General features: G+C 62.2%; 23 protein-coding genes and 3 tRNA genes. All 26 read left to right on the forward strand.

Annotation, left to right across the window (positions count from 1 at the left end):
* Positions 1 to 222: 222 nt before the first annotated feature.
* Positions 223 to 298, forward strand: a tRNA-Ile gene (locus ABHR63_RS08530).
* 572 nt (positions 299 to 870) lie between these two features.
* Positions 871 to 943, forward strand: a tRNA-Ala gene (locus ABHR63_RS08535).
* A gap of 75 nt (positions 944 to 1,018) precedes the next feature.
* A complete protein-coding gene (locus tag ABHR63_RS08540; protein WP_346965347.1) occupies positions 1,019 to 3,052 on the forward strand; it encodes an ABC-F family ATP-binding cassette domain-containing protein in 2,034 nt (677 codons plus the stop codon).
* Complete coding sequence (locus tag ABHR63_RS08545) at positions 3,039 to 3,335, forward strand: hypothetical protein (protein WP_238057677.1); 297 nt, start codon at positions 3,039 to 3,041, stop codon at positions 3,333 to 3,335. Before ABHR63_RS08540 ends, ABHR63_RS08545 begins: the two co-directional genes overlap by 14 nt.
* A gap of 9 nt (positions 3,336 to 3,344) precedes the next feature.
* Entirely contained in the window at positions 3,345 to 4,028 is a 684-nt protein-coding gene (locus ABHR63_RS08550; protein WP_148346669.1) for a site-2 protease family protein, read from the forward strand.
* Positions 4,029 to 4,112: 84 nt separating this feature from the next.
* Complete coding sequence (locus ABHR63_RS08555; protein ID WP_316365597.1) at positions 4,113 to 4,925, forward strand: segregation and condensation protein A; 813 nt, start codon at positions 4,113 to 4,115, stop codon at positions 4,923 to 4,925.
* Positions 4,926 to 4,936: 11 nt separating this feature from the next.
* Positions 4,937 to 5,665: an SMC-Scp complex subunit ScpB gene (gene scpB / locus ABHR63_RS08560; protein ID WP_346964070.1), complete on the forward strand. Its 729-nt coding sequence runs from the start codon at positions 4,937 to 4,939 to the stop codon at positions 5,663 to 5,665.
* A complete protein-coding gene (locus tag ABHR63_RS08565) occupies positions 5,652 to 6,617 on the forward strand; it encodes a pseudouridine synthase (RefSeq protein WP_195625308.1) in 966 nt (321 codons plus the stop codon). The genes scpB and ABHR63_RS08565 overlap by 14 nt, the downstream gene beginning before the upstream one ends.
* A gap of 66 nt (positions 6,618 to 6,683) precedes the next feature.
* Entirely contained in the window at positions 6,684 to 7,370 is a 687-nt protein-coding gene (gene cmk, locus ABHR63_RS08570; RefSeq protein ID WP_195625309.1) for a (d)CMP kinase, read from the forward strand.
* Positions 7,371 to 7,373: 3 nt separating this feature from the next.
* Entirely contained in the window at positions 7,374 to 8,102 is a 729-nt protein-coding gene (locus ABHR63_RS08575) for a lysophospholipid acyltransferase family protein (protein WP_195625310.1), read from the forward strand.
* 17 nt (positions 8,103 to 8,119) lie between these two features.
* A complete protein-coding gene (gene ispH, locus ABHR63_RS08580) occupies positions 8,120 to 9,004 on the forward strand; it encodes a 4-hydroxy-3-methylbut-2-enyl diphosphate reductase (RefSeq protein WP_346965348.1) in 885 nt (294 codons plus the stop codon).
* A 2-nt stretch (positions 9,005 to 9,006) separates the two neighbouring features.
* Positions 9,007 to 10,449: a DUF512 domain-containing protein gene (locus ABHR63_RS08585; protein WP_346964071.1), complete on the forward strand. Its 1,443-nt coding sequence runs from the start codon at positions 9,007 to 9,009 to the stop codon at positions 10,447 to 10,449.
* Between the two features lie 10 nt (positions 10,450 to 10,459).
* Positions 10,460 to 11,794, forward strand: a complete 1,335-nt coding sequence (gene der / locus ABHR63_RS08590; protein ID WP_006236029.1) for a ribosome biogenesis GTPase Der — start codon at positions 10,460 to 10,462, stop codon at positions 11,792 to 11,794.
* A complete protein-coding gene (gene plsY, locus ABHR63_RS08595; RefSeq protein ID WP_055309919.1) occupies positions 11,787 to 12,470 on the forward strand; it encodes a glycerol-3-phosphate 1-O-acyltransferase PlsY in 684 nt (227 codons plus the stop codon). The genes der and plsY overlap by 8 nt, the downstream gene beginning before the upstream one ends.
* A 9-nt stretch (positions 12,471 to 12,479) precedes the next feature.
* Entirely contained in the window at positions 12,480 to 13,487 is a 1,008-nt protein-coding gene (locus tag ABHR63_RS08600; RefSeq protein ID WP_320677973.1) for an NAD(P)H-dependent glycerol-3-phosphate dehydrogenase, read from the forward strand.
* A gap of 18 nt (positions 13,488 to 13,505) precedes the next feature.
* A complete protein-coding gene (gene rpe / locus ABHR63_RS08605) occupies positions 13,506 to 14,177 on the forward strand; it encodes a ribulose-phosphate 3-epimerase (protein WP_346965349.1) in 672 nt (223 codons plus the stop codon).
* Positions 14,178 to 14,183: 6 nt separating this feature from the next.
* Positions 14,184 to 15,362 carry a cysteine desulfurase family protein gene (locus ABHR63_RS08610; RefSeq protein ID WP_346965350.1) on the forward strand — a complete coding sequence of 393 codons (1,179 nt, stop codon included), beginning with the start codon at positions 14,184 to 14,186 and terminating at the stop codon, positions 15,360 to 15,362.
* Positions 15,359 to 16,168, forward strand: a complete 810-nt coding sequence (locus ABHR63_RS08615; protein WP_346965351.1) for a Nif3-like dinuclear metal center hexameric protein — start codon at positions 15,359 to 15,361, stop codon at positions 16,166 to 16,168. Before ABHR63_RS08610 ends, ABHR63_RS08615 begins: the two co-directional genes overlap by 4 nt.
* Positions 16,165 to 16,884 carry a zinc ribbon domain-containing protein gene (locus ABHR63_RS08620; protein WP_346965352.1) on the forward strand — a complete coding sequence of 240 codons (720 nt, stop codon included), beginning with the start codon at positions 16,165 to 16,167 and terminating at the stop codon, positions 16,882 to 16,884. Before ABHR63_RS08615 ends, ABHR63_RS08620 begins: the two co-directional genes overlap by 4 nt.
* A gap of 2 nt (positions 16,885 to 16,886) precedes the next feature.
* Positions 16,887 to 18,101 carry a bifunctional phosphopantothenoylcysteine decarboxylase/phosphopantothenate--cysteine ligase CoaBC gene (coaBC, locus tag ABHR63_RS08625; RefSeq protein WP_346965353.1) on the forward strand — a complete coding sequence of 405 codons (1,215 nt, stop codon included), beginning with the start codon at positions 16,887 to 16,889 and terminating at the stop codon, positions 18,099 to 18,101.
* Between the two features lie 80 nt (positions 18,102 to 18,181).
* A tRNA-Pro gene (locus ABHR63_RS08630) sits at positions 18,182 to 18,258 on the forward strand.
* A gap of 293 nt (positions 18,259 to 18,551) precedes the next feature.
* Entirely contained in the window at positions 18,552 to 19,256 is a 705-nt protein-coding gene (locus tag ABHR63_RS08635) for a CDP-alcohol phosphatidyltransferase family protein (RefSeq protein WP_138374202.1), read from the forward strand.
* 66 nt (positions 19,257 to 19,322) lie between these two features.
* The gene (locus ABHR63_RS08640) at positions 19,323 to 19,757 is read left to right on the forward strand and encodes an FHA domain-containing protein (RefSeq protein WP_006236002.1); all 435 of its coding nucleotides are present in this window, start codon (positions 19,323 to 19,325) and stop codon (positions 19,755 to 19,757) included.
* A gap of 3 nt (positions 19,758 to 19,760) precedes the next feature.
* Positions 19,761 to 20,639 carry a transcriptional regulator FtsR gene (gene ftsR / locus ABHR63_RS08645; RefSeq protein ID WP_138112611.1) on the forward strand — a complete coding sequence of 293 codons (879 nt, stop codon included), beginning with the start codon at positions 19,761 to 19,763 and terminating at the stop codon, positions 20,637 to 20,639.
* A gap of 40 nt (positions 20,640 to 20,679) precedes the next feature.
* Positions 20,680 to 21,171: an adenine phosphoribosyltransferase gene (locus tag ABHR63_RS08650; RefSeq protein WP_346965971.1), complete on the forward strand. Its 492-nt coding sequence runs from the start codon at positions 20,680 to 20,682 to the stop codon at positions 21,169 to 21,171.
* Between the two features lie 72 nt (positions 21,172 to 21,243).
* The gene (locus tag ABHR63_RS08655; RefSeq protein ID WP_138374201.1) at positions 21,244 to 22,371 is read left to right on the forward strand and encodes a coiled-coil domain-containing protein; all 1,128 of its coding nucleotides are present in this window, start codon (positions 21,244 to 21,246) and stop codon (positions 22,369 to 22,371) included.
* The last annotated feature ends 381 nt before the right edge of the window (positions 22,372 to 22,752 follow it).

Raw genomic sequence — 22,752 nt, forward strand, 5'->3', positions numbered from 1 at the left:
CATTGTGGCATCCCGAGCCCGCGGAAAGAAGCTGCGCCGCGGGGGAGGCGACCCAAATGGCTTTCTCATATCGTCTTTCATATCAGTCAAATACTACTTCGCTCGAAGACCACGAGAAAGATCGTGCGTTGAATGAGCATCGATCGCATGGTAGTATTTCACGACGTGGTTCAAGATGGGTGGCCTGTTCTATTGGCCTCTATTGCACGCGCCATTTTATAAGGGCTCTTGGCGCAACGGTTAGCGCAGGGGACTCATAATCCCTGGGTTCTGGGTTCGAATCCCGGAGGGCCCACCAGAGAATCAAGAAGCCGGGCAAATAGCCCGGCTTCTTTTAGCTAAAGTTCCCACTCCACATGCCTGCGAAATTGTCTTGATAAACGTTTTCGGTCAAATCCACGCAATAGTTAATGCTGATTGACAAGAACCATTTCAAAACTATGCCGGATTACGGGGCTGGACCTGGACCGGCCGTCCATACCCTGCATTTCGCTGAATGCGCAAGTCGTCTACCTGCGGTTTTGATTTTACCGATTACGGCATGCTCGGGGGTTCCCGGCCTGGCCCCGTAAACCGGCATGGTTTTAAAATCGCCGGGTCGGCGGGAGCGCGATTGGCCCCGATAATGGTCCCGGCGCCGGCGGGATGGTCGTTGGGCGGATGGCGGCCCGTGGGGCGGAAGCGAAAACCGGCGAGCGGCGGAACCCGAGATGCCCTGGGCGCGCCCCGCGGGCCGGATCCGGCATCGCGGGTCCCTTGCCCTCGAGTCCGTGCCGCGCTCTCGTCCCAGCGGCGCCCGCGCCTCCGGAAAGTTTTTCCAAAATTGTCCTTGCATCGGCGGGGGAGTTCCCGTATAGTACTTTTTCGCACGGGGGCGTAGCTCAGCTGGGAGAGCGCTTGACTGGCAGTCAAGAGGTCAGGGGTTCGATCCCCCTCGTCTCCACCCGAGCATTGAATGAGGCTCCAACGCAAGTTGGGGCCTTTTTTCATATTGGCACACAAGGTCAAAGGCGGCACCATGATCCTCCTGGTCGACAAGATCGAAAAAAGCTTCGGCGCGCGCGTCCTCTTTAGCGGCGCGTCCTTCCAGATCAACCCCGGCGAGCGCTTTGCGCTCGTGGGACCCAACGGCGCCGGCAAAACCACCATGCTCAAGATCATCATGGGCATCGACAGCCCCGACGCCGGCCAGGTCCAGTACGCCAAGGACTGCCAGGTGGGCTACCTAGAGCAGGAAACCAACCTGGAGCAAAAGGACACCACCATCCTTGCCGAGGTCATGGCCGCTGCCAAGGAAATCCGCCGCATGGGCGAGCGCGCCAACGAGCTGCAGGCCCAGATCACCGAGCTCTCCGAGCAGGGCAAGGACGTCGACGCCCTCCTCAACGAGTACGGCCAGGTCCAGGACCGCTTTGAGCATCTGGGCGGCTACGAGCTCGAGAGCAACGCGCGCAAGATCCTGTCCGGCCTGGGCTTTAAGGTCACCGACTTTGAGCGCCCGTGCTCCGAGTTCTCCGGCGGCTGGCAGATGCGTATCGCACTTGCCAAGCTCTTCCTGCGTCACCCCGACCTGCTGCTTCTGGACGAACCCACTAACCATCTGGACCTCGAGAGCGTCCAGTGGCTGCGCGGCTTTATTGCCAACTACGACGGCGCCGTCCTCATCGTCAGCCACGACCGCGCCTTCATGGACGCCTGCGTCGACCACGTCGCCGCACTCGAAAACCGTCGCGTAACCACCTACACCGGCAACTACAGCAGCTACCTCAAGCAGCGCGAGGACAACCTGGAGCAGATGCGCGCCAAGCGCGCCGCCCAGGAGCGCGACATCGCCCACATGCAGGTCTTCGTCGATAAGTTCCGCTACAAGCCCACCAAGGCAGCCCAGGCCCAGGAGCGCATCCGCAAAATCGAGCAGATCAAAAAGGAGCTCGTCATCCTGCCCGAGGGCCACAAGCATATCGACTTTAAGTTCCCCGACCCGCCGCGCTCGGGCGATATGGTCGTGGGCCTCGAGGGCGTCTCCAAGTCATACGGCGACAAGCACATCTACAGTGACATCGACCTCAAGCTCTACCGCGGCGAGCATGTGGCGCTCGTCGGCCCCAACGGCGCCGGCAAGTCCACGCTCATGAAGATCCTCGCCGGCCTGGAGCCACCCACCACCGGCACGCGCGACCTGGGCACCAACGTCGGCGTCGCCTACTATGCCCAGCACGCGCTCGAAGGCATGACCGAGTCCAACACCGTCCTGCAAGAGATCGACACCGTCACGCCCAAGTGGACCGTGCCGCAGCAGCGCAGCCTGCTGGGCGCCTTCCTATTTAGCGACAACGATTCCATCGAAAAGCAGGTCCGCGTCCTCTCTGGCGGCGAAAAAGCGCGTCTGGCACTGGCCAAGATGCTCGTGGCCCCCGAGGCGCTCCTGTGCCTGGACGAACCCACCAACCACCTGGACATCGACTCGGTGGACATGCTCGAAAACGCCCTGCAAAACTTCCCCGGCACCATCGTGCTGATCAGCCACGACGAGCACCTGGTGCGCGCCGTTGCCAACCGCATCATTGACATCCGCGATGGCAAGGTCACGGTCTACGACGGCGACTACGACTACTACCTCTACAAGCGCGAGGACCTCGCGGCCCGCGCCGCTGCCGAGGCAGCAGGGGAGAGTGCGCCGGCCACGGCCAAGTCCGCCAAAGTCACCGCGGCCCAGCCCGATGCGCCCGCCGCCGCTTCCAAGCCTACCGAGGGCAAAAAGACCAAGGAGCAGAAGCGCGCCGAGGCCCAAGCCCGCGCCGCGCTCAACAAAAAGCTCAAGGGTGTGCGCAACCAGCTCAAGAAGATCGAGGCGGAGCTCGACAAAAAGCGCGCCCGCTATGACGAGCTTATGGAATTGATGGCCAGCGAAGAGCTTTATGCCGATCAGGTCAAGTTCAATGCCGCGCTGGGGGAATATAACGGCCTTAAGCAAGAGCTGCCCAAGCTCGAGGACGAATGGCTGGAGCTTTCCGCCCAGATCGAAGAGGAGACCGCGCGTGAACTCTCGTAAGGCCGCTGCCGTGGCGATGAGCATCATCGCCATCGCCTGTCGCATCTGCGGCATTTTTATGAGTGCGATGACTGTGTTGTTGTGCTTTAGCGGCCTCACCGCCAAGCTGCAGATCGTGGGCTTTGTCGTTGAGCTTTCGCGCGCGCTGCCGAGCGCCATCGCCGGCTACGGCGTCATCACCTCGCCCTTTGGCGGCGTATTCCGCCTGGATTACGCCATCGTGGCCGTCATCCTGTTTGTGGCCGACTACCTACTCGCTCGCGCCTCGCGCCGCGTCCGCTAGGGGAGCACCATGTCCAGCAGCTACATCATGAACCTGCTCGCGAGCGCCGTCGCCGTCATCGTCGGCATCGTGATCCACGAGAGTGCGCACGCCGCTGCGGCCTGGGCACTCGGTGATAAGACGGCCCGATCACGCGGCCGCGTGTCGCTTAACCCGCTCAACCATATCGACCCGTTTGGCACCATCATCTTGCCGCTGCTCATGCTTGCCGCCGGCGGCCCGGTGTTCGCCTTCGCCAAGCCCGTGCCCGTCTACCTCAACAACCTCAAGCACCCCAAGCGCGACGAGGTCCTGGTGAGCGTTGCCGGCCCCGCATCGAACATCGCGCTCGCGTGTCTTGCCGCGGTCCTCATGCGCCTGGCATATGGCAGCCTCTACACCAGCATGTCCTTTGCCCTGGCGTCACAGATCATGAACTTCGGCGCCACCTTTATCGTGGTCAACCTGTCACTCGCGTTCTTCAACCTCATCCCGATCCCGCCGCTCGATGGCTCGTCGATCATCGTGCCCTTCCTCAAGGGCAAGGCGCTCAACAACTACTACCATCTGCAGCAATACGCTATGCCCATCCTCATCCTGGTGCTGTACCTGCTGCCTACGTGGACCGGCATCGACGTAATCGGCCGCTATTTCGACGTTACCGTGTATCCGCTCGCTGAGCTGCTGCTCAACTTCGCAATCGCCGGCATCTAAGGTAAACTTACAGGTCGACCGTGCAAAACGGTCGCAACATGCACCCAAACCGCGCCGCGAAGGCGCCGTCAAAGGAGGTCGAAGATGTCGTATCGCGTGTCGACGCAGGTCTACAGCGGACCGTTCGACCTGCTGCTGCAGCTGGTAACCCGCCAAAAAGTAGATATCGGCGCCATCTCCATCAGCGAGGTGGCCGAGCAGTACCTTGCCGAGGCCGAGCGCATCGAGGCGCTGGACCTTGACGTGGCGAGCGACTTTTTGCTGGTCGCGGCAACCCTTTTGGACATCAAGGCTGCCTCTCTGGTGCCGCAGGAGGCCCCGCGCAAAGCCGATGACGACGATGACGAGTTCGACGAAGACCTCGAGGAGCTCAGCACGCTCGACGGCGACGCCTTGCGCGAGGTCCTGATCCAACGCCTGATTGCCTACAAACAGTTTAAAGGCGCGGCTGCGGCCCTCGGTGCCCGCATGCAGGCCGAAAGCCGCATGCACCCGCGTGTGGCCGGCCCCGACCCCGAGTTCTTGGGCCTCATGCCCGACTACCTGGCCGGCATCACCCTGCGCGGCCTCGCCGTCATCTGCGCCGACCTGGACGGCAAGCGCCAGACCTTCCTGCTGGAGGCCGAGCACGTGGCACCGCATCGCGTGCCGCTCGACCTGACGGTGGCCTCGGTCGACCGCTTTACCATGGCGCACCAAACCTGCACCTTCCGCGAGCTACTGGACGGCGATGCCACTACCGAGCAGCTCGTCGTCACCTTCCTAGCTATGCTTGAGCTCGCCAAGCGCGGCTCGCTCACGCTGAGCCAGGACGAGATCTTTGGAACCATCCGCATCAACCGCGTCGAGGGCGCCGAGGCCTATGTGCCCGGCGAGGGCCCCGAGCTCACCGAATAGGAGCCGCAACCATGTCAACCCTTTCCACGCTGGAGGCAAACAGCCTCAAAGGCGCCCTCGAGGCGCTGCTGCTGGTGTCGAGCGACCCGGTGAGTGCGCCCGCGCTGGCCGGTGCGCTCGATATCGCCCCCGGCGAATGCGCGTCGCTGCTCGCCGAGCTCAAGGTTGAGTACGAGGAGGCCAACCGCGGCTTTCAGCTGCGCGAGGTCGCCGGCGGCTGGCGCCTGTTCACGCACCCCGCCTACCACGACGTGGTCGAGGCCTATGTGTTGAGCTGGGACACGCAAAAGCTGTCCCAGGCGGCGCTCGAAACCCTGGCCGTCATCGCATACCACCAGCCCGTAACGCGCGAGGTGGTCAAGGGCATCCGCGGCGTCAACTCCGACGGCGTCATCGCGTCGCTCGTGGACAAGGGTCTGGTGCGCGAGCTCGGCCGTGACCCCCAGCGCGGTCAGGCCATCATTTACGGCACGACCAACGCCTTCTTGGAAAAGTTCGGTCTGCGCTCCACCCGCGACCTGCCCGATCTGGAGCAGTTTGCCCCCGACGAGCAGTCGCGCCAGTTTATCCGTGAGCGCCTGAGCGGCCGCAGCATTCAGTCCACGCTCGAGGAGCAGGCCGAGGACCTGGACGAAGAGCGCGAACTGCTCGATACCGATGTTGAAGATGTTGAGGCGGTCGAGGACTTGGAGACCCTGGTCGTCGACGAGACCTCGGAGGAATTGCATGACGAGGACTAACGAAGTAGGGGAGACGCGCGCCATGGGCAACGCAGTACCCGCAACCGACGCCCAGCCCGTCTATCCGCACACCATGCGCCTGCAGCGTTTTTTGGCACGCGCGGGCGTGGCGAGCCGCCGCGGCTCAGAGGACCTGATGACCGCTGGCCGCGTGACCGTCAACGGCCAGGTCGCGACCGAGCTGGGCACCAAAGTCGATGTCGACCGCGATCATATTGAGGTCGACGGCATGCCCGTCAAGCTCAACCAGGGCGCCGTGTACCTGATGCTCTACAAGCCGACCGGCTACCTCACCACCATGAGCGACCCGCAGGAGCGCCCTTGCGTGGCTGATCTGGTCCCGCGCGACCGCTTTCCGGGACTTTTCCCGGTGGGTCGCCTGGACCGCGACACCACGGGCCTTTTACTCTTTACCACCGACGGCGACCTGTCGCAGGACCTGCTGCACCCCAGCAAGCATGTCTATAAGACCTACCAGGCACTCGTGGACGGGCAACTGACCGACCGCGATCTAGAACCGCTCCGCCGTGGCATCGAGCTCGACGACGGCCTGTGCCAGCCGGCAATCTGCCGTGTCATTAACGCGCGCGAGGCCGAGGCAGTGGCGCCGCAAGGCGTCAAGCCCGGCACCACTGCCGTCGAGGTCATCATCCGCGAGGGCCGCAAGAATCAAGTCAAACGCATGCTGAGCAAGATCCACCACCCGGTGATCCGTCTGCACCGCTGCAACTTTGCCGGCCTGGAGCTCGAGGGCGTGGCCAAGGGCTCGTGGCGCGAGCTCACCGACCGCGAGGTGCAGATCATCAAAGGCGGCGGCATCCCGCCCAAGCAGGCGAGCTCCAAGCGCAACGGCGGCAAGCCCCAAGACACGCCCGCCAGCCGCACGCGTCACCACGGCAGCCACGGCTCCGCGCCCAGGCGCAACACCTACCGCGAGCGCTACACGAGCTAGGCAACCCGCCGAGCCGCAGCGTCCGCGTCCCATACCAGCACGTCAACCACCGAAAGGAAGCATTGCATGATCGTCGCCATCGACGGCCCCGCCGGTTCCGGCAAGTCCACCATCGCCAAGGAGATTGCCCGCCAGCTGGGCTTTAACAAGCTCGACACGGGTGCCATGTATCGCGCCGTCACCTTCGCCGCACTCGACCGCGGCATCGATCTGGACGACGAGGCTGCCATTGATGCCCTCGCCGAGCAGATCGAGATTCGCTTTACTAACGGCACCGGCGAGGACACGCGTCTGACCATCGACGGCCAGGACGCCTCGGCTGCCATCCGCACCCCGCAGGTGGACGCCAACGTGTCCAAGGTCTCGGCCTACCCGGGCGTGCGCGCGGCCATGCTCATCCATCAGCGCCGCGCCGCCGAGGACCGCGATATCGTGGCCGAGGGTCGTGACATCGGCACCGTCGTGTTCCCCAACGCGCAGGTCAAAGTCTTCCTGACCGCCGACCCGCGCGAGCGCGCCCGTCGCCGCGTGCTGCAGCGCCACCAAAACGACGCCCAGCCGCTCAGCGACGCACAGCTCGAGACCGAGGTCGACGAGACCCTCGACGCCCTCAAGCAGCGCGATAAGCTCGATAGCAGCCGCGAGGTCGCGCCGCTCGTGCCCGCCGAGGACGCGGTGCACGTCGACTCCACCGCCCACACCATCGATGAGGTCGTCCGCATTATCGAGGACCTCATCAACCAAAGGAGGTAACCCATGCGCCTGTTTAAGCAGACGCCCGAGGATTACTACAACGCCCCCTATGCCGAGTTCCCCGCGCTCATCCGCGGCACCGTCTTCGTGGTCATGGCAATCCTTTGGGCTTTCTCCAAGCTCATGTGGCGCTGGAAGGTCGAGGACGCCGATCTGTTATTTGAGCGCCAGGAAGGCCGCGGCAGCGTGGTCATCTGCAACCACACCTCAATGGCCGAGCTCCTGGCCGTAGAGACGGCGCTGTTCTTTGGCGGCCGCCGCATTCGCCCCATCTTTAAGTCTGAGTTTGCCAAGTCCAAGATCGTGCGCTGGGCCTTTAGCCGCGTGGGTGGCATTCCCGTCGAGCGCGGCACCGCCGACATGAAGTGCCTGCGCGCCGCCCAGCATGCGCTGCAGCGCGGCGAGGACGTCTTGATCTTCCCCGAGGGCACGCGCATCCGCTCGCGCGAGATCAAGCCCGAGGTCCACGGCGGCTTCGCGCTCATCGCCCAGATGGGCAAGGCGCCCGTCAACCCGCTCGCCATTTGTGGCTGGTCCGACATTACGCCTAAGGGCAAAAAGCTCATGCGCCCCAAAAAGTGCTGGATCCGTGCCGGCAAGGCCATCTCGCTTTCCGACGCTCCGGCCGAGCTAAAGCGCAAGGAGCGCCTGGCATGGTTTGAGTCCGAAGCCATGAGTCGCGTCTACGCCATGCGCGATGAACTGTGCGCCGAGCACCCGGGTAGGTTCTAGCCATGGGCGAGGATGTCATGAATACTGCCAAGGCTGTGTCCGGCAAGGCAGACGCCCCAACCATCGAAATCGCTGCCCACGCCGGCACCTGCTACGGCGTGCAGCGCGCGCTCGATATGGCCCTGGCGGCCGCCCCGCAGGCGGGGGAGACCGCTCAGGTCCACACCCTGGGTCCGCTCATCCATAACCCCATCGTGGTGCGCGAGCTTGCCGAGGCAGGCGTCGGTCTGGCCGACACCCTGGACGATGCCGCATCGGGCACCGTGATCATTCGCGCGCACGGTGTGGTGCCGCAGGTGATTGAGGCAGCTCGCGAGCGCGGCCTCGACGTGGTCGTTGCTACCTGCCCCTACGTCAAGAAGGTCCACGTGGCCGCCGAGCGCCTGGTGCGCGAGGGCTATCGCGTGCTCGTCGTGGGCGAGCCGGGCCATCCCGAGGTTGAGGGCATCCTGGGCCATGCCGGCGATGACGCGCAGGTCGTGAGTTGCGCCGCCGATGCGGACGCGCTGCCGCTCAAAGGCAAGGTAGGCCTGGTTGTGCAGACCACCCAAACCGCGCAGAACCTGGCCGAGGTTGTAGCCTCCATCACCCCGCGCGTGCAGGAGCTGCGTGTGATCAACACCATCTGCGCCGCCACGAGCGAGCGACAGCAGGCAGCAGCCGCACTTGCCAACCGCTGCGACTGCATGGTCGTGGTGGGCGGTAAAAACTCGGGCAACACCCGCCGCCTGGCGCAGATTTGCGCCGATGTTTGCGAGCGCACACATCATATCGAGGAAGCTTCCGAGCTACAGGCCGCGTGGTTTACCGACGCTCACCACATCGGCATCACAGCCGGAGCCTCCACCCCGCAAGAACACATCGAGCGCGCCGTCGAGCGCATCAAGGAGCTTTGCCGCTAATCATGGACCAGACCGTACCCGCATACGCCGCCGAGGTGGCCGATTACGGGCGCAGCCGCGACCCCGAGCCGGGTGATGGCGCGCTTGTAAAGAGTGTGCGTCCCGAATCGCCCGCATGGGATGTGGGTATCGAGCCGGGCATGCGCGTGCTCACGGTCAACGGCGAACAGCTGACCGATATGATCGTGTGGCTCTGGGAGGCCGACGACGACACCGTCGAGCTGGAGGTTTTCGATCCGCGCGACGGCACCGTCACCCCCGTTGAGCTTGATCGCTTTCCCGGCGAGGACTGGGGTCTGGAGTTCGATGGCCCCATCTTCGATGGCATGCGTACCTGCGTGAACGCCTGCGTGTTCTGCTTTATGACCATGCTGCCCAAGGGCGGACGCTCCACGCTCTACATCCGCGATGATGACTACCGCCTAAGCTTTTTGCAGGGCAACTTCGTCACGCTGACCAACCTCACCGACGAAGATGTGCAAAACGTCATCCAACGCAACATGAGCCCCATGAACGTGTCGGTCCACGCCGTGAGCCCCGACGTCCGCCGCCGCATGATGGGCCGCAACGCCCAGCGCGGCATGGACGTGCTCGAGGCCATCATGGCAGCCGGCATCGAGATCCACGCCCAGATTGTGCTGTGTCCCGGCATGAACGACGGCGAGGAGCTGGAAAAGACCCTGCGCTTTTGCGAGGAGCACGAGCAAATCACCAGTCTGGGCATTGTGCCGCTCGGTTTTACCAAGCATCAGAACCGTTTTAGCTGGTCCTACAGCGACAAGCCCGAGCTAGCGCGCGAGACCATTGCCATGATCCGACCGTTCCAGGACCGTGCCTTCGAGCGCTTTGGCCGCCACACCTTCCAGATGAGCGACGAGTTCTACTTGGATGCCGGCATCGAGCCACCCGAGGCGGACTTTTACGACGGCTACCCGCAGTACTACGACGGCATCGGTATGATCCGCTCCTATCTGGACGAGACCGACAACGTGCTCGCCGCCGATGCCGAGCGCCTGCGCCGAGTTCGCGAGGCAATCGCCGAGCGCAACCAGCGCCTTCTGTGCCTCTCCGGCGCCAGCGCTCGCGACACCGTGGCGCGCTTTGTGGAGTCGCCGCATGGTCTCGCCGGCACCGTCACAGCCATCAAGAACCGCTACTTTGGCGGCAACGTGGACGTGACCGGCCTCATCGTCGCGTGTGACATTCTGGAGCAGCTGCCGCAGGATCTCTCTGGGGTTATGCTCTTTGTGCCTAAGCTCATGTTCAACGCTGACGGCATGACGCTTGACGAGTATCATCGTGACGATTTACTCGCAAGCCTTACCAGTCGCGGCGCCGAGGTTCATGTGGTGTCGACCATGCCGCATGAGCTGCTCGATACCCTGGAGCACATCCTTGGCATTGTGCCTGCCGACTCTAACACTTCCACTGACCCTACCCATTAAAGGAGAGCAGATGAAACCTATCGTCGCCGTCGTCGGACGCCCCAACGTGGGCAAGTCCACGCTCGTTAACCGCCTGGCCCAGACCTCGGACGCCATCGTCCACGAGTCACGCGGTGTCACGCGCGACCGCTCGTATCACACGGCCGATTGGAACGGCCGCGAGTTCACCATCGTCGACACGGGCGGCATCGAGCCGCTCAAGAGCGATGACGTCTTTGCCACGTCCATCCGCGACCAGGCGCTCGCCGCCGCCGAGGAAGCCGCCGTCATCCTGTTTGTGGTCGACGGCCGCACCGGCGTCACCGAGGAGGACGAGTCGGTCGCCCGCATGCTCAAGCGCTGCGACAAGCCGGTCTTTCTGCTGGTAAACAAGCTCGACAACCCCGATCGCGAGAACGACAGCATCTGGGAGTTCTATTCGCTCGGCATCGGTGAGCCCACGCCGCTCTCGGCCCTGCACGGTCATGGCACGGGCGACCTGCTCGACGACATCGTGGCCCTGCTTCCCGAGGAAGAGGACGAGGTCGCCGATGAGTTCCCCGACGCGCTGAACGTCGCCATCATCGGCCGCCCCAACGCCGGTAAGTCCTCGCTGTTCAACCGCATCCTGGGCGCCGACCGCTCCATCGTGTCCAACATTGCCGGAACCACGCGCGACGCCATCGACACGGTCGTCGAGCGCAACGGCAAGCACTACCGCATGGTCGACACTGCGGGCATCCGTAAGAAGAGCACCGTGTACGAGAACATCGAGTACTACTCGATGGTCCGCGGCCTGCGCGCCATCGACCGCGCCGACGTGGCGCTGCTCGTCGTTGACGCCTCCGTGGGCGTTACCGAGCAGGACCAGAAGGTCATGGGCCTTGCCATCGAGCGCGGTTGCGCCATCGTGGTGCTGCTCAACAAGTGGGACCTGCTCGACGACGACCGTAAGCGCGAGGCCTGCATGGAGACCATCGACCGCCGTCTGGGCGTCATGGCTCCCTGGGCCCAGTACCTGCGCATCTCTGCCCTCACTGGCCGCAGCGTCGAGAAGATCTGGGCAATGGTAGACGCTGCCGAGAAGACGCGCTCGCAGAAGATCAGCACCTCACGCCTCAACACGTTCCTCACCGACCTGCGCGAGTTCGGTCATACCGTGGTGGACGGCAAGCGCCGCCTGCGTATGCACTACGTGACCCAGACGGGCGTCAACCCGCCGACGTTCACGTTCTTCGTCAACCACAGCGACCTGGTCAACGACACCTACCAGCGCTACGTAGAGAACCGCATGCGCTCGACCTTCGACTTTGCCGGCACGCCCATTCGACTCTTCTTTAGGAAGAAGGAGCAAAAGGATGCATAATCCGATTCTTCTGACCGCCATCTGCGCCGTGGTCTCGTTCTTTATCGGGGCGATTCCGTTTGGTCTGATCCTGGGCCGCGTGTTCAACCACACGGACATTCGTAAGGCGGGCTCCGGCAACATCGGCACCACCAACGCCCTGCGCGTGGCCGGCCCCAAAGTGGCCGCGCTCACGCTGCTGCTAGACTGCCTTAAGGGCGCCATCTGCGTCCTTATCGCGCGTCCGCTCATTGCCGACTTGGGCTATGGCTTCCCCGTGAGCATTATGGCCCCCGGTGCCGCCGGCGACTGGATGCTCGGCGTCATCTGCCTGGCAGCCGTGTGGGGCCATATCTTCTCGCCCTACCTCAACTTCCATGGCGGCAAGGGCATCGCAGTTGGTCTGGGCGTCATCCTCGCCTGGTACTGGCCCATCGGACTTTCGCTGCTGGGCATGTTTATCGTGGCCGTCGCCATCACCAAGTTTGTGTCGGTGGGCTCGCTTGCCGCGGCCATCGGTCTTCCCATCGCTGCCTGCGCGGTCTTTCCGTACAGCAGCCTCGGACTTAAGTTTTGCATGGCGCTGATCGGCATTACTGTGGTGTGGGCCCATCGTACGAACATCAAAAAGCTCATGACAGGTAAGGAGTCCAAGCTCTCGTTTACCAAGCGCGTCACCGAGCCCGACGATAAGTAGGAGAGAGTCATGAATGTTGCGCTGATTGGCTCTGGCTCGTGGGGAACCGCCGTCGCCGGCCTTGCCGCCGCGCGAGCCGTGCGCGTGACCATGTGGGCCCATAGCGAGCAGACGGCCGCCGGCATTAACGGTGAGCACCGCAACCCCCGCTACCTTGTGGGCTACGAGCTGCCGAACAACGTGGTAGCAACGACCGAACTCGCCCAGGCGCTCGACGGTGCCGATGCGATCATCTTTGCCGTGCCCTCCACGCACTTGCGCGACGTGTGCCATCGGGCAGCGCCCTTTATCGCCGCCGATACCCCGGTGCTCTGCCTCACCAAGGGTATTGAGCCCGAGTCTGGCCTGCTCATGAGCGAGGTCATCGCCAATGAGATCGGCAACGAGGCACGTGTCGCGGCGCTTTCGGGCCCCAACCATGCCGAGGAGATCTGCCGCGGCGGACTTTCTGCCGCCGTCATCGCCAGCAAAGACGCGCAGGTAGGGGAGACCTTTAAGAACCTGCTCCTATCCACGGCCTTCCGCATCTACCTGTCGCAGGACATGACCGGTGTCGAGGTCTGCGGCGCCATGAAAAACGTTATCGCCATCGTGTGCGGCATCTCCGCCGGCACCGGTGCCGGCGACAACACGCTCGCCCTCATCATGACGCGCGGCCTGGCCGAGATTAGCCGTCTGGTGCATGCCCGCGGCGGTCAAGCTATGACCTGCATGGGACTTGCCGGCATGGGTGACCTCATTGCCACCTGCACCTCGGAGCATTCGCGCAACCGCACCTTTGGCTACGAGTTTGCCCACGGCGTGTCGCTCGACGAGTATCAGACGCGCACGCATATGGTGGTCGAGGGCGCCGTCGCGGCCCGCAGCGTGAGCGAGCTTGCCCGTTCACTGGGCGTAGACATTCCGCTCACCTTTGCCGTGGAGCAAACGCTCTACAACGGTGTTACTTTGGATAGGGCGCTCGAGATTCTTACCGACCGCGTACCCTCCCAAGAGTTCTACGGACTCACCGATTAGCGCAGAAAGGCTACTACCATGGGTTCCATCAAAATCGCTCCGTCCGTCCTTTCGGCCGACATGGCCAACCTCAAGGGCGAACTCGACAAGATCGCCGGTGCCGACTACGTGCACTTCGACGTTATGGACGGTCACTTTACCGGCAACCTCACCTTTGGCGTCGACATCCTTAAGGCCGTCAAGCGCTCCACCGATGTACCGGTCGACGCGCACCTCATGGTGTCGAACCCCGACGAGACAGTCGATTGGTATGCCGACGCCGGTGCCGACATGATCACCGTGCACTACGAAGCTTCCACGCACCTGCACCGCACGCTCACCCATCTGCAGCAGCGCGGCGTCAAGGCTGGCGTGGTGCTCAACCCCGCCACCCCCGTGTGCGTACTCGAGAGCATCATCGACGTCGTCGATATGGTGCTGCTCATGAGCGTGAACCCGGGCTTTGGCGGCCAGAGCTTTATCCCGGGCACTCTGCATAAGCTCCACGAACTCAAAGCCATGTGTGAGCGCCACGGCGTGTCGCCCATGATCGAGGTCGACGGCGGCATCTCTTCCAAAAACATCGCCGAGGTCGTCAAGGCCGGCGCAAATGTCCTGGTGGCCGGTTCTGCCGTATTTAAGTCCGAAGATCCCGCCGCCGAGGTTGCGCTGCTGCAGAAGCTGGGCAACGAGGCTGCACAGGAGGCATAAACCCTTATGACCGCAGGTCAAAACCGCATACCCGTGAATCTTGACTATGCCGCCTCGACGCCCATGCGCGCCGAGGCGCTCCTTGCGCAGCGCGAGTACGACGACAGCGAGCTTGCCGGCGTCAACCCCAACTCGCTGCATTCGCTCGGCCGCAAGGCCGCTGCGCGCCTAGAAATGGCGCGTCGCGAGATTGCCCGCAGCTTTGGCGCGCGCGTCCGTCCGTCCGAGGTTATCTTGACCAACGGCGGTACCGAAGCAAACCAGCTGGCGCTCCTCGGACTTGCCGAGGGTGCTCGTCAGCGCGATCGCAAGCGCGACCGCGTGATCGTGTCGGCGATCGAGCACGATTCGATTCTGGATAACCTGCCGCTGCTGCGTGCCGCCGGCTTTACCGTCGACCTGGTGCAGCCCTGCCGCGCGGGCTACATTGAGCCTACCACGCTTGTCGAGCTGCTAGGCGACGACGTGGCGCTCGTGAGCATTATGGTCGCCAACAACGAGACCGGCGTGGTGCAGCCCATCCGCGAGCTTGCCGCGGTCGCGCATACCGTGGGCGCCCTGTTCCACACCGATGCCATCCAGGGGTATCTGCACATTCCGCTCGATGCCGCCGAGTTGGGCGTCGATGCCATGTCCGTCGCCGCCCACAAGATTGGCGGTCCTGTGGCATCCGGCGCGCTTTACGTTAAGACCCGCACGCCGCTGCGTCCGCGCATCTTTGGCGGTGGACAGGAAGCCGGCCGTCGTGCCGGTACGCAGGATCTGCGCACGCAGTTGGCTTTTGCCGCTGCCGCCCACACGTTGGCGCCCCGCGTGGCCCAGGAGCGTGCGACGCTGCAGGCCCTGTCCGACAAGCTCTACGCCGCGCTTACGGCCCATCCGCGTATTCATGCCACCATGGGCGACTACGCACAGGCCGATCGTCTGCCGGGTATGGTTTCAATCTACGTCGACGGCATGGACTCCGAGGAACTCATCGTTAAGCTCGATGCCGCTGGCTTTGAGGTTTCGGCCGGATCGGCTTGCTCGAGCGGCAGCATGGACCCGAGCCACGTGCTCAGCGCCATGGGCATTGGTCGCGAGCAGGCGCTAGGCGCACTGCGCATCTCCTTCGATGACCGCGTGAATCCAGGCGATCTGGACGAGGTTGCCCAGACGCTGCTCTCGATCGTAGGCGGCGCATGATCGTCGCCGAGCTCGAGCGCGCCCTGTTTGCGCGCTATCCCAAGGCGGATGCCGAGCCCTGGGACCACGTAGGCTTATCCGTGGGCGACCCTGCCGTGGAGATTACCGGCGTTGTCTGCGCGCTCGATGCGACCGAGGCTAATGTTCGCCGCGCACAAGAAGCCGGCGCCAACGTGCTGCTGACGCATCATCCTATATACATCAAGGCACCCGAGGCCTTTTGTCCGGCGGATGCCACGCGCCCCCAATGCAGCGCGGCGCTCTACGAGGCAGCGCGTTGCGGCGTGAGCATCATTTCGCTCCATACCAATCTGGACCGCTCACACGAGGCGCGCACCTGCCTGAGCGAGCTGCTGGACGCTGAGCCCATGAGCTCGCTGGAACATGTGGACGAGCCTGAACTCACCGGCCTGGGTGCACTCGCGACCCTCGACGACCCCTGCAGCCTGCGTGACCTCGCCGCCCGTGCCGCAACGACATTTGGCAGCGACCCTCGTGTGTGGGGCGAAGCCGATCGCCCGTGCCGCACCGTCGCCATTTTGGGCGGCTCCCTGGGCGACTTTGGAGAGCTCGCCATCGCCGCGGGCGCGGACGTTGTCGTGACGGGCGAAGCGGGCTACCACGTGGCGCAAGACCTTGCCTTGCGCGGGCTGCCGACGATCTTGCTCGGCCACGACCGCTCCGAGGAGCCGTTCGTTGATATATTGATGAACTCTGCAGTTGACGCCGGGGTCGACCCCCGTCATGCGATTAAAATACTGAACCCTTGCCAATGGTGGACTGTGACAAAAGGAGAGAACTTATGAGCGCCGGCGCTACGCTACTCAAGCTGCAACAGATCGATTTGGAGCTCGCCCGCAACAAGAGCGAACTTGCCAATATGCCGGAGCTCAAGGAGCTCGCTTCCAAGCGCAAGACCTATGTGAAGCTCAAGTCTGAGATGACCAAGCTCTACGCCCAGCGCAAGGATCTGGACATTGAGCTCGACGATCTCAACACCACCGAGATTCAGACCAACAACGCCATCGAGGCTGCCAAGAAGCGCCATGTCGACGGCTCCGACTACCGCGAGGTTCAGGACCTGGAGAATGAACTCGCCACCCTGGCCAAGCGTCTGGACAAGATTGAGCACACCCGCAAGGACGTCGTTGTCGCCCATAAGGAGGCGCTCGACCGCGAGGCCCGCGCGCAGGCAATCATCTCCAAGTTCGAGGAGGGCGTGAAGGCCGATACCAAGGCTGCCCGCGCCAAGGCTGCCGACCTGCAGGCTCAGATTGACGCCGCCACTAAGGAGCGCACCGCGCTTGCCGCCACGCTGCCGGCCGACGTGCTCACCGACTACGAGCGTCTACTCAAGCAGTTCCGCGGCCTGGCCGTCGAGACCATCCAGGGCAACATCCCCACGGTCTGCCACACCGCGCTGCAGGCATCGTCCATGAGCGACCTCAACCACGATGGTAGCGAGATTACGCACTGCCCGTACTGCCACCGCCTCCTGGTGCTCCCGAGCAAGGAAGCCTAGCGATGACGCCGGCATCCAACAATTCAATGCAACTTGAGGGAAAAACGATCCTGCTGGGCATTACCGGCGGGATCGCCGCCTATAAGTCGTGCAACATCGTGCGCCTGTTGCAAAAGCGTGGCGCGCGCGTCAAGGTCGCTATGAGCGAGCATGCCACCGAGTTTGTGGGCCCGCTCACCTTTCGTGCGCTCACCAACGAGCCCGTTGCCGTGGGCCTATTCGACGACCCCTCCGACCCCATCCACCACATTTCGCTGGCGCAGGAGCCCGATCTGGTGGTCGTGGCGCCCGCGACGGCCAATATCATCGCCAAGATGGCCAACGGCATCGCCGACGACCTCATCTCCACCACGCTGCTGGCAACGCCACGACCCATTGTGATCGCGCCGGCCATGAACAATGGCATGTGGAAAGCGCCGGCGACGCAGGCCAACATGGCCACGCTGCGCGACCGTCGCGTCCATGTGGTGGGGCCCGGCAGCGGCTACCTTGCCTGCGGCGACGTGGACACGGGACGCATGAGCGAGCCCGAGGACATCGTCGAGGCCGTCTGCCAGGTGCTCAACTCCGCACCTCAGGATCTTGCGGGCAAGCGCATCGTGATCACCGCCGGCCCCACGCACGAGCCGATCGACCCCGTGCGCTTTATTGGCAACCGGTCGTCGGGCAAGATGGGCATCGCTCTGGCGGGGGAGGCCGCTCGCCGCGGTGCTGCGGTCACGCTTGTGCTGGGGCCGACATCGCTCGATGTTCCTCGCGGTGTGGAGTGCTTGCGCGTACAGACCGCCGCAGAGATGTTGCAGGCGGCAGTGGGCGCCTTTCAGACGGCCGATGCGGCCATTTGCGCGGCGGCCGTCGCCGACTACACCCCCGCATCCCCTGCCGACCATAAGCTCAAAAAGGCCAACGAACGCCTGGATCGCATCGAACTAGTCGAGACGGTCGATATCTTGGCCGAGCTTTCGCGCCAAAAGGGAGAGCGGTGCGTGATCGGCTTTGCGGCCGAGACCGATAACGTCGTGGAGTACGCGCAGCGAAAGCTCGCCCGCAAGGGTTGCGATGCCATTATCGCTAACGATGTCTCGCGCGCCGATTCGGGCTTTGGAACCGATACCAACAAGGCCTGGATCGTGAGTACAGCGGGCACGCAAGAACTTCCCGTGCTAACAAAACCCCAGCTCGCAGATACAATTTTGGACTTGCTTCAAAATTTGTAAAAAAGTTCTTGCACAAGGACAAAGTTTCGGGTTAATATACTCCCTGTTGCGAGCGAGAGCAGAGCAACAAAGAAAAGCTTCGGGACGTGGCGCAGCTTGGTAGCGCACTTGACTGGGGGTCAAGGGGTCGCTGGTTCGAATCCAGTCGTCCCGACCAGAAGTTTGCAGGTCAGGCACTTAGTGCCTGACCTTTTTTGTTTTAATCACCATGATTATTTTGCTTAAAGCAACAACGTTCCCGCTCGATGTAATCACCGAATCAAAACGTGTACATCAGCCACCAAAATCGACATTTTTCGACATGTTTGGAGGCTGATGTACACGAATGCGAAATCCCCGCCGCCTAAAAGCGCCCTCCACATGTCTGGACTCTCTATGCTTACGCTGGATAGACATCGCCGGAACGGGTATAGTATCGAAAGTTTTGTCGTTAACCAGCGGGGGAGTCCTGTGGGCATCAAAAAGAAGATCAAAAAGGAGCTTATCGGCACTTCCGATTACCCGTCGAATAAGATCTTTACGATCTCCAATTTCATCACCTTTACGCGCCTGATCCTCACCCTGGTATTTCTGTACCTGTTTGTGACGGACAACAACCGCGTCATCGCCATCGTTATCTACGCCGTTGCCGCCTCCACCGACTGGATGGACGGTCAGATCGCCCGCATGACTAAGACGGTCTCATGGCTCGGCAAGGTCATGGATCCCATTTGCGACCGTGCGCTGCTGTTCACCGGCGTCTTGGGGCTGGTGGTCCGCGGAGAGCTGCCCATCTGGGTCTGCGTGCTCATTATTGGCCGCGACATCTATCTGGGCATCGGCACGCTTATCGTGCGCCATTATCACCGTCGCCCCATCGATGTTGTCTTCCCCGGAAAGATTGCCACAGCGCTGCTCATGACCGGCTTCTCGCTCATGCTGCTCGGGTTCCCCGTTATTGACGGCCTGCATCTTTTACCTTCAGCCCTTACGGCCTTCCCGGGCCTCAACGGAAGCTCGATGCCCCTCGGCATCTTCTTTGTGTACGGCGGCGTGATCTTCTCCATGCTCACCGCTGTCATCTACTCCATTAAGGGCGGAGCGGCCATTAAACAGGCTCTCACGCATCCCGAGGACGAGGACATCGACTTTCTGAACCCTGAAATCGAAGACTGATTCGTTGGGGTATGATTACGTACGGTTCATTATTTGCGGCACGTCCGCGATAAGTTAGGGGTTGTCATGGACAACATGGTTAACAATATGCCTCAGAATGATAAGACTGCTGACGCTACCTGCGTATTCCGCGTGCCTTCAAGCGACGTCACCGTTCCCGACCTCATGGCCAACGTGCGCATCACCGCCCCCGTTCTGTCCATCGTCAAGGGTCCGCAGACTGGTGCCGCTTTTGAGCTCGAGGATGACGTGACCACCATTGGCCGCGATCCCGCGAACGGCATCTTCCTCAATGACATGACCGTTTCGCGCAGCCACGCGCGCATTATTCGCGAGGGCCTCGGCGCTCGCATCGAGGACTTGGGCTCGCTCAATGGCACCTGGGTCGACGGTGCCATCGTCAATGCAGCCCCGCTGCACGACGGTTCTTCCGTCCAGATCGGTACGTTTACGCTCATCTACCACGAGAGCACGCCGGAGCGCATCGAAACCGGTGAGTAGGGCATGGCCGAACGCAACTATCTGAGTATCGGCCAAGTCGTCAACCTACTTCGAGGCGCATACCCCGATCTTTCGAACTCAAAAATTAGATTTCTAGAGGATGAGGGGCTCATTACCCCTCATCGTACGCCTAAGGGATACCGTCAGTACTCCAAGGAGGACGTTGATCGCCTGGAGGTCATTCTGCACCTGCAGAAGACCCGCTATATGCCACTCAACGTGATTAAGCAGCGCTTGGAAAACGCCACGGACCTGTCAACGCTCGCTTACGAGGTGGGCTTGCTGTCCGATGTTCCGCTCAAGACGGAGCCCAAGGAGACTAAGCAAAAGCTGCATCCTATCGAGACCATTCCCGATATGCTGGGCGTCGAGATTTCGTTTATCCGCTCGCTCGCCGAGAACGACCTCATTCGCATCATCAAGAGTCCGCAAAATCGTGAGCTCGTCGATGGTCGCGATTTCCCGATCATCCGCTACTGCTCCGAGCTGTCACGCTTCCATATCGAGCCGCGCAACCTGCGTCAGTACGTGTCTTCCGCCAACCGCGAGTCCTCGATGTTTGAGCAGGTGCTCGTGAGCATGCTCGGCATGGACACCTCCGATGACGAGCGCGACGCCAAGCTCGAGCGTGCGTTTAAGAAGCTTCACGACCTGACGGAGGGCGTGCACACCGCGCTGCTCAAGAACCGCGTTTTTGAGTCGCTCAACGCCGTGGTCGAGGACGCCGACATCGATGCACTCGATGAGGAAATCACTCGCTCCGAGTCAACCAAGGCCAAAAACGAAGAGATAGGCGCGCCGGCTTCGCACGAGGATTCCCTCGTAAAGCCGCTCAAGGTTGTCACCCCTTCGCAATCCGGCACCGCCACCGCGGGCAAATAACAGCTGCCGCTTATCCGGCAACCCATTGAAAGGTCATGCAATGTACGACTTCGAATCTCAAATCGTCGACATCCCCGACTATCCCGAGCCCGGAGTCATCTTTAAAGACATCACGCCGCTCTTTGGCAATCCCGAGGCGCTCAAAGCCATGACCGATGCCCTCGCCGAGCACTTTGCCGGCATGGGAATCACCAAGGTCGTGGGTCCCGAGGCTCGCGGCTTTATGGTTGGCGTACCGGTGGCTGTAGCCCTTGGCGCCGGCTTTGTTCCCGCACGTAAACCTGGCAAGCTACCGCGCGAGACCGTAAGTCAGAGCTACGAGCTCGAGTACGGCACCGATTCAATTGAGATCCATGCCGACGCTATCAGCTCTAAAGATACCGTGTTGATTCTGGACGACTTGGTCGCGACGGGCGGAACCGTCGAGGCAACAGGTAAACTGGTGCGAGATATGGGCGCAAAGCTTGTCGGTTACGGTTGTATCCTTGAGCTTGCGTTTCTCAACCCGCGCGAAGAGCTCCACACCGTCTAATGACGATGTGGAGCTCTTTAGCCTGGTGACGGTGGACTAGCCGTTACCCTTAGTTACTGGAAAGGAAGCTACATGCGCACAGCAAACACGCACAAAAACATGGCACGCTGCGCTGCTACGGCAACCCTCGCTTGTGTTTTGGGCTTGGGCCTCGCGGCTCCTGCCTACGCCGATACCGCATCCGACCTTGCCGCTGCTCGTACGAAGCTCGAGCAGATCGGTACCCAAACTCAGCAGATTTACGATGAGCTCGCCACGCAGACGCAGGCGCTCGATCAGACTGCTGGCGAGATCACGCAAAAGCAGCAGGAGATCGCCGATGGTCAGGCCAAGCTCTCGACCTATGTCGCCGGCGAGTACAAAACCGGCGGTCTGAGCCTGCTTCAGGTTCTGACGGGCGTCGATGACCTGAGCGATATGCTCAACCGTCTGTTCTACTACGGCAAAGTTTCCGATAAGCAGGCTCAGACCATTCAAGAGGTCAAGGAGCTCAAACAGCAGCTCACCGATAAGCAGGCCGAGCAGGAAAAGAACGTCGCCACCACGCAAAAGAAGGTCGACGAGCTTAACGCCCAGCAGGCTGAAGCACAGAACGTCGTAAACTCTCTGGATTCACAGCTGCAGGCTGAGCTTGCCGCTGAGGCCGAGGCCAACGCCGCGCTGCAGGCCGGCATCAACGCCAGTACCGCCGAGAAGGCCACGGTGAGCAACGAGACTGCCGGTGCGACCGAGAACACCAACAACGGTGGCCAGACCAGCAATAACAACAACCAGGGCGGCAACACTCCGGCTCCTACGCCGGCACCTGCTCCGACACCGCAGCCCTCCACGCCTGCCCCGGCTCCGACGCCTTCTGCTCCGAGCCAGTCCGTCGATGGCGGTTCTGTTGTCTCGCGTGCATACAGCAAGCTTGGTTGCGCCTATTCCTGGGGCGGAATTGGCCCGAACAGTTTCGACTGCTCTGGTTTTGTTAGCTATTGCCTCACTGGTCGCTATTGCCGCCTGGGCACCACGGGCACCTTTATGGGCTGGACGCGTGTGTCCGATCCGCAGCCCGGTGACGTTGTGGTCAACTCGTACCACACCGGCATTTACATCGGTGGTGGTCAGATGATTCATGCTTCCGACTACAACACGGGTGTTATCATCAGCTCCGTTGCCGCCGGCATGAACAACAACTACATTTTCGTGCGCTACTAAGTATTCAGATAAAGCAAACGGATATGGACCTCGTGGCTTTGAGTCATGGGGTCCATTCTTTTGCCTTTAGTGCAGTCCGCTAGGTTGATTTCCGATCTCAGCCGAACACATTAGGCGGACAGGCCGTTCCCGCAGCTAGCCGAACGCCCCCGAGGCCCCATCCGGGCCCCGGGGGCGCCGTTTTCCCAGTTGAAGGAACGGTGGAGATGTGTTTCGATGGGTCCGGTGGCCATGCTCCGCCCTCCGCCCGGCACCTCTTCCCAGACTCAGCCGGACGGTCGGTCAGTCTATTCCGTTTTGCCTTCAGGCTAGGCCAGCGGGGCATCGCCCCTCTCTGCGCGCGCCCTCTCGATGAGTCCCGGCGTCAGGTCGAGCTCGGCC

This window comes from Collinsella aerofaciens (assembly GCF_039752775.1).
GTDB lineage: Bacteria > Actinomycetota > Coriobacteriia > Coriobacteriales > Coriobacteriaceae > Collinsella > Collinsella aerofaciens_R.

Coding starts and splice junctions, on each gene's coding strand:
- cmk (WP_195625309.1), top strand. CDS start 6,684: ATGATCGTCGCCATCGACGGCCCCGCCGGTTCCGGCAAGTCCACCATC.
- rpe (WP_346965349.1), top strand. CDS start 13,506: ATGGGTTCCATCAAAATCGCTCCGTCCGTCCTTTCGGCCGACATGGCC.
- ABHR63_RS08550 (WP_148346669.1), top strand. CDS start 3,345: ATGTCCAGCAGCTACATCATGAACCTGCTCGCGAGCGCCGTCGCCGTC.
- ABHR63_RS08600 (WP_320677973.1), top strand. CDS start 12,480: ATGAATGTTGCGCTGATTGGCTCTGGCTCGTGGGGAACCGCCGTCGCC.
- ispH (WP_346965348.1), top strand. CDS start 8,120: ATGAATACTGCCAAGGCTGTGTCCGGCAAGGCAGACGCCCCAACCATC.
- ABHR63_RS08540 (WP_346965347.1), top strand. CDS start 1,019: ATGATCCTCCTGGTCGACAAGATCGAAAAAAGCTTCGGCGCGCGCGTC.
- plsY (WP_055309919.1), top strand. CDS start 11,787: ATGCATAATCCGATTCTTCTGACCGCCATCTGCGCCGTGGTCTCGTTC.
- ftsR (WP_138112611.1), top strand. CDS start 19,761: ATGGCCGAACGCAACTATCTGAGTATCGGCCAAGTCGTCAACCTACTT.
- coaBC (WP_346965353.1), top strand. CDS start 16,887: ATGACGCCGGCATCCAACAATTCAATGCAACTTGAGGGAAAAACGATC.
- ABHR63_RS08585 (WP_346964071.1), top strand. CDS start 9,007: ATGGACCAGACCGTACCCGCATACGCCGCCGAGGTGGCCGATTACGGG.
- ABHR63_RS08650 (WP_346965971.1), top strand. CDS start 20,680: ATGTACGACTTCGAATCTCAAATCGTCGACATCCCCGACTATCCCGAG.
- ABHR63_RS08555 (WP_316365597.1), top strand. CDS start 4,113: ATGTCGTATCGCGTGTCGACGCAGGTCTACAGCGGACCGTTCGACCTG.
- ABHR63_RS08655 (WP_138374201.1), top strand. CDS start 21,244: ATGCGCACAGCAAACACGCACAAAAACATGGCACGCTGCGCTGCTACG.
- ABHR63_RS08620 (WP_346965352.1), top strand. CDS start 16,165: ATGAGCGCCGGCGCTACGCTACTCAAGCTGCAACAGATCGATTTGGAG.
- ABHR63_RS08575 (WP_195625310.1), top strand. CDS start 7,374: ATGCGCCTGTTTAAGCAGACGCCCGAGGATTACTACAACGCCCCCTAT.
- ABHR63_RS08615 (WP_346965351.1), top strand. CDS start 15,359: ATGATCGTCGCCGAGCTCGAGCGCGCCCTGTTTGCGCGCTATCCCAAG.
- ABHR63_RS08640 (WP_006236002.1), top strand. CDS start 19,323: ATGGACAACATGGTTAACAATATGCCTCAGAATGATAAGACTGCTGAC.
- der (WP_006236029.1), top strand. CDS start 10,460: ATGAAACCTATCGTCGCCGTCGTCGGACGCCCCAACGTGGGCAAGTCC.
- ABHR63_RS08610 (WP_346965350.1), top strand. CDS start 14,184: ATGACCGCAGGTCAAAACCGCATACCCGTGAATCTTGACTATGCCGCC.
- ABHR63_RS08565 (WP_195625308.1), top strand. CDS start 5,652: ATGACGAGGACTAACGAAGTAGGGGAGACGCGCGCCATGGGCAACGCA.
- scpB (WP_346964070.1), top strand. CDS start 4,937: ATGTCAACCCTTTCCACGCTGGAGGCAAACAGCCTCAAAGGCGCCCTC.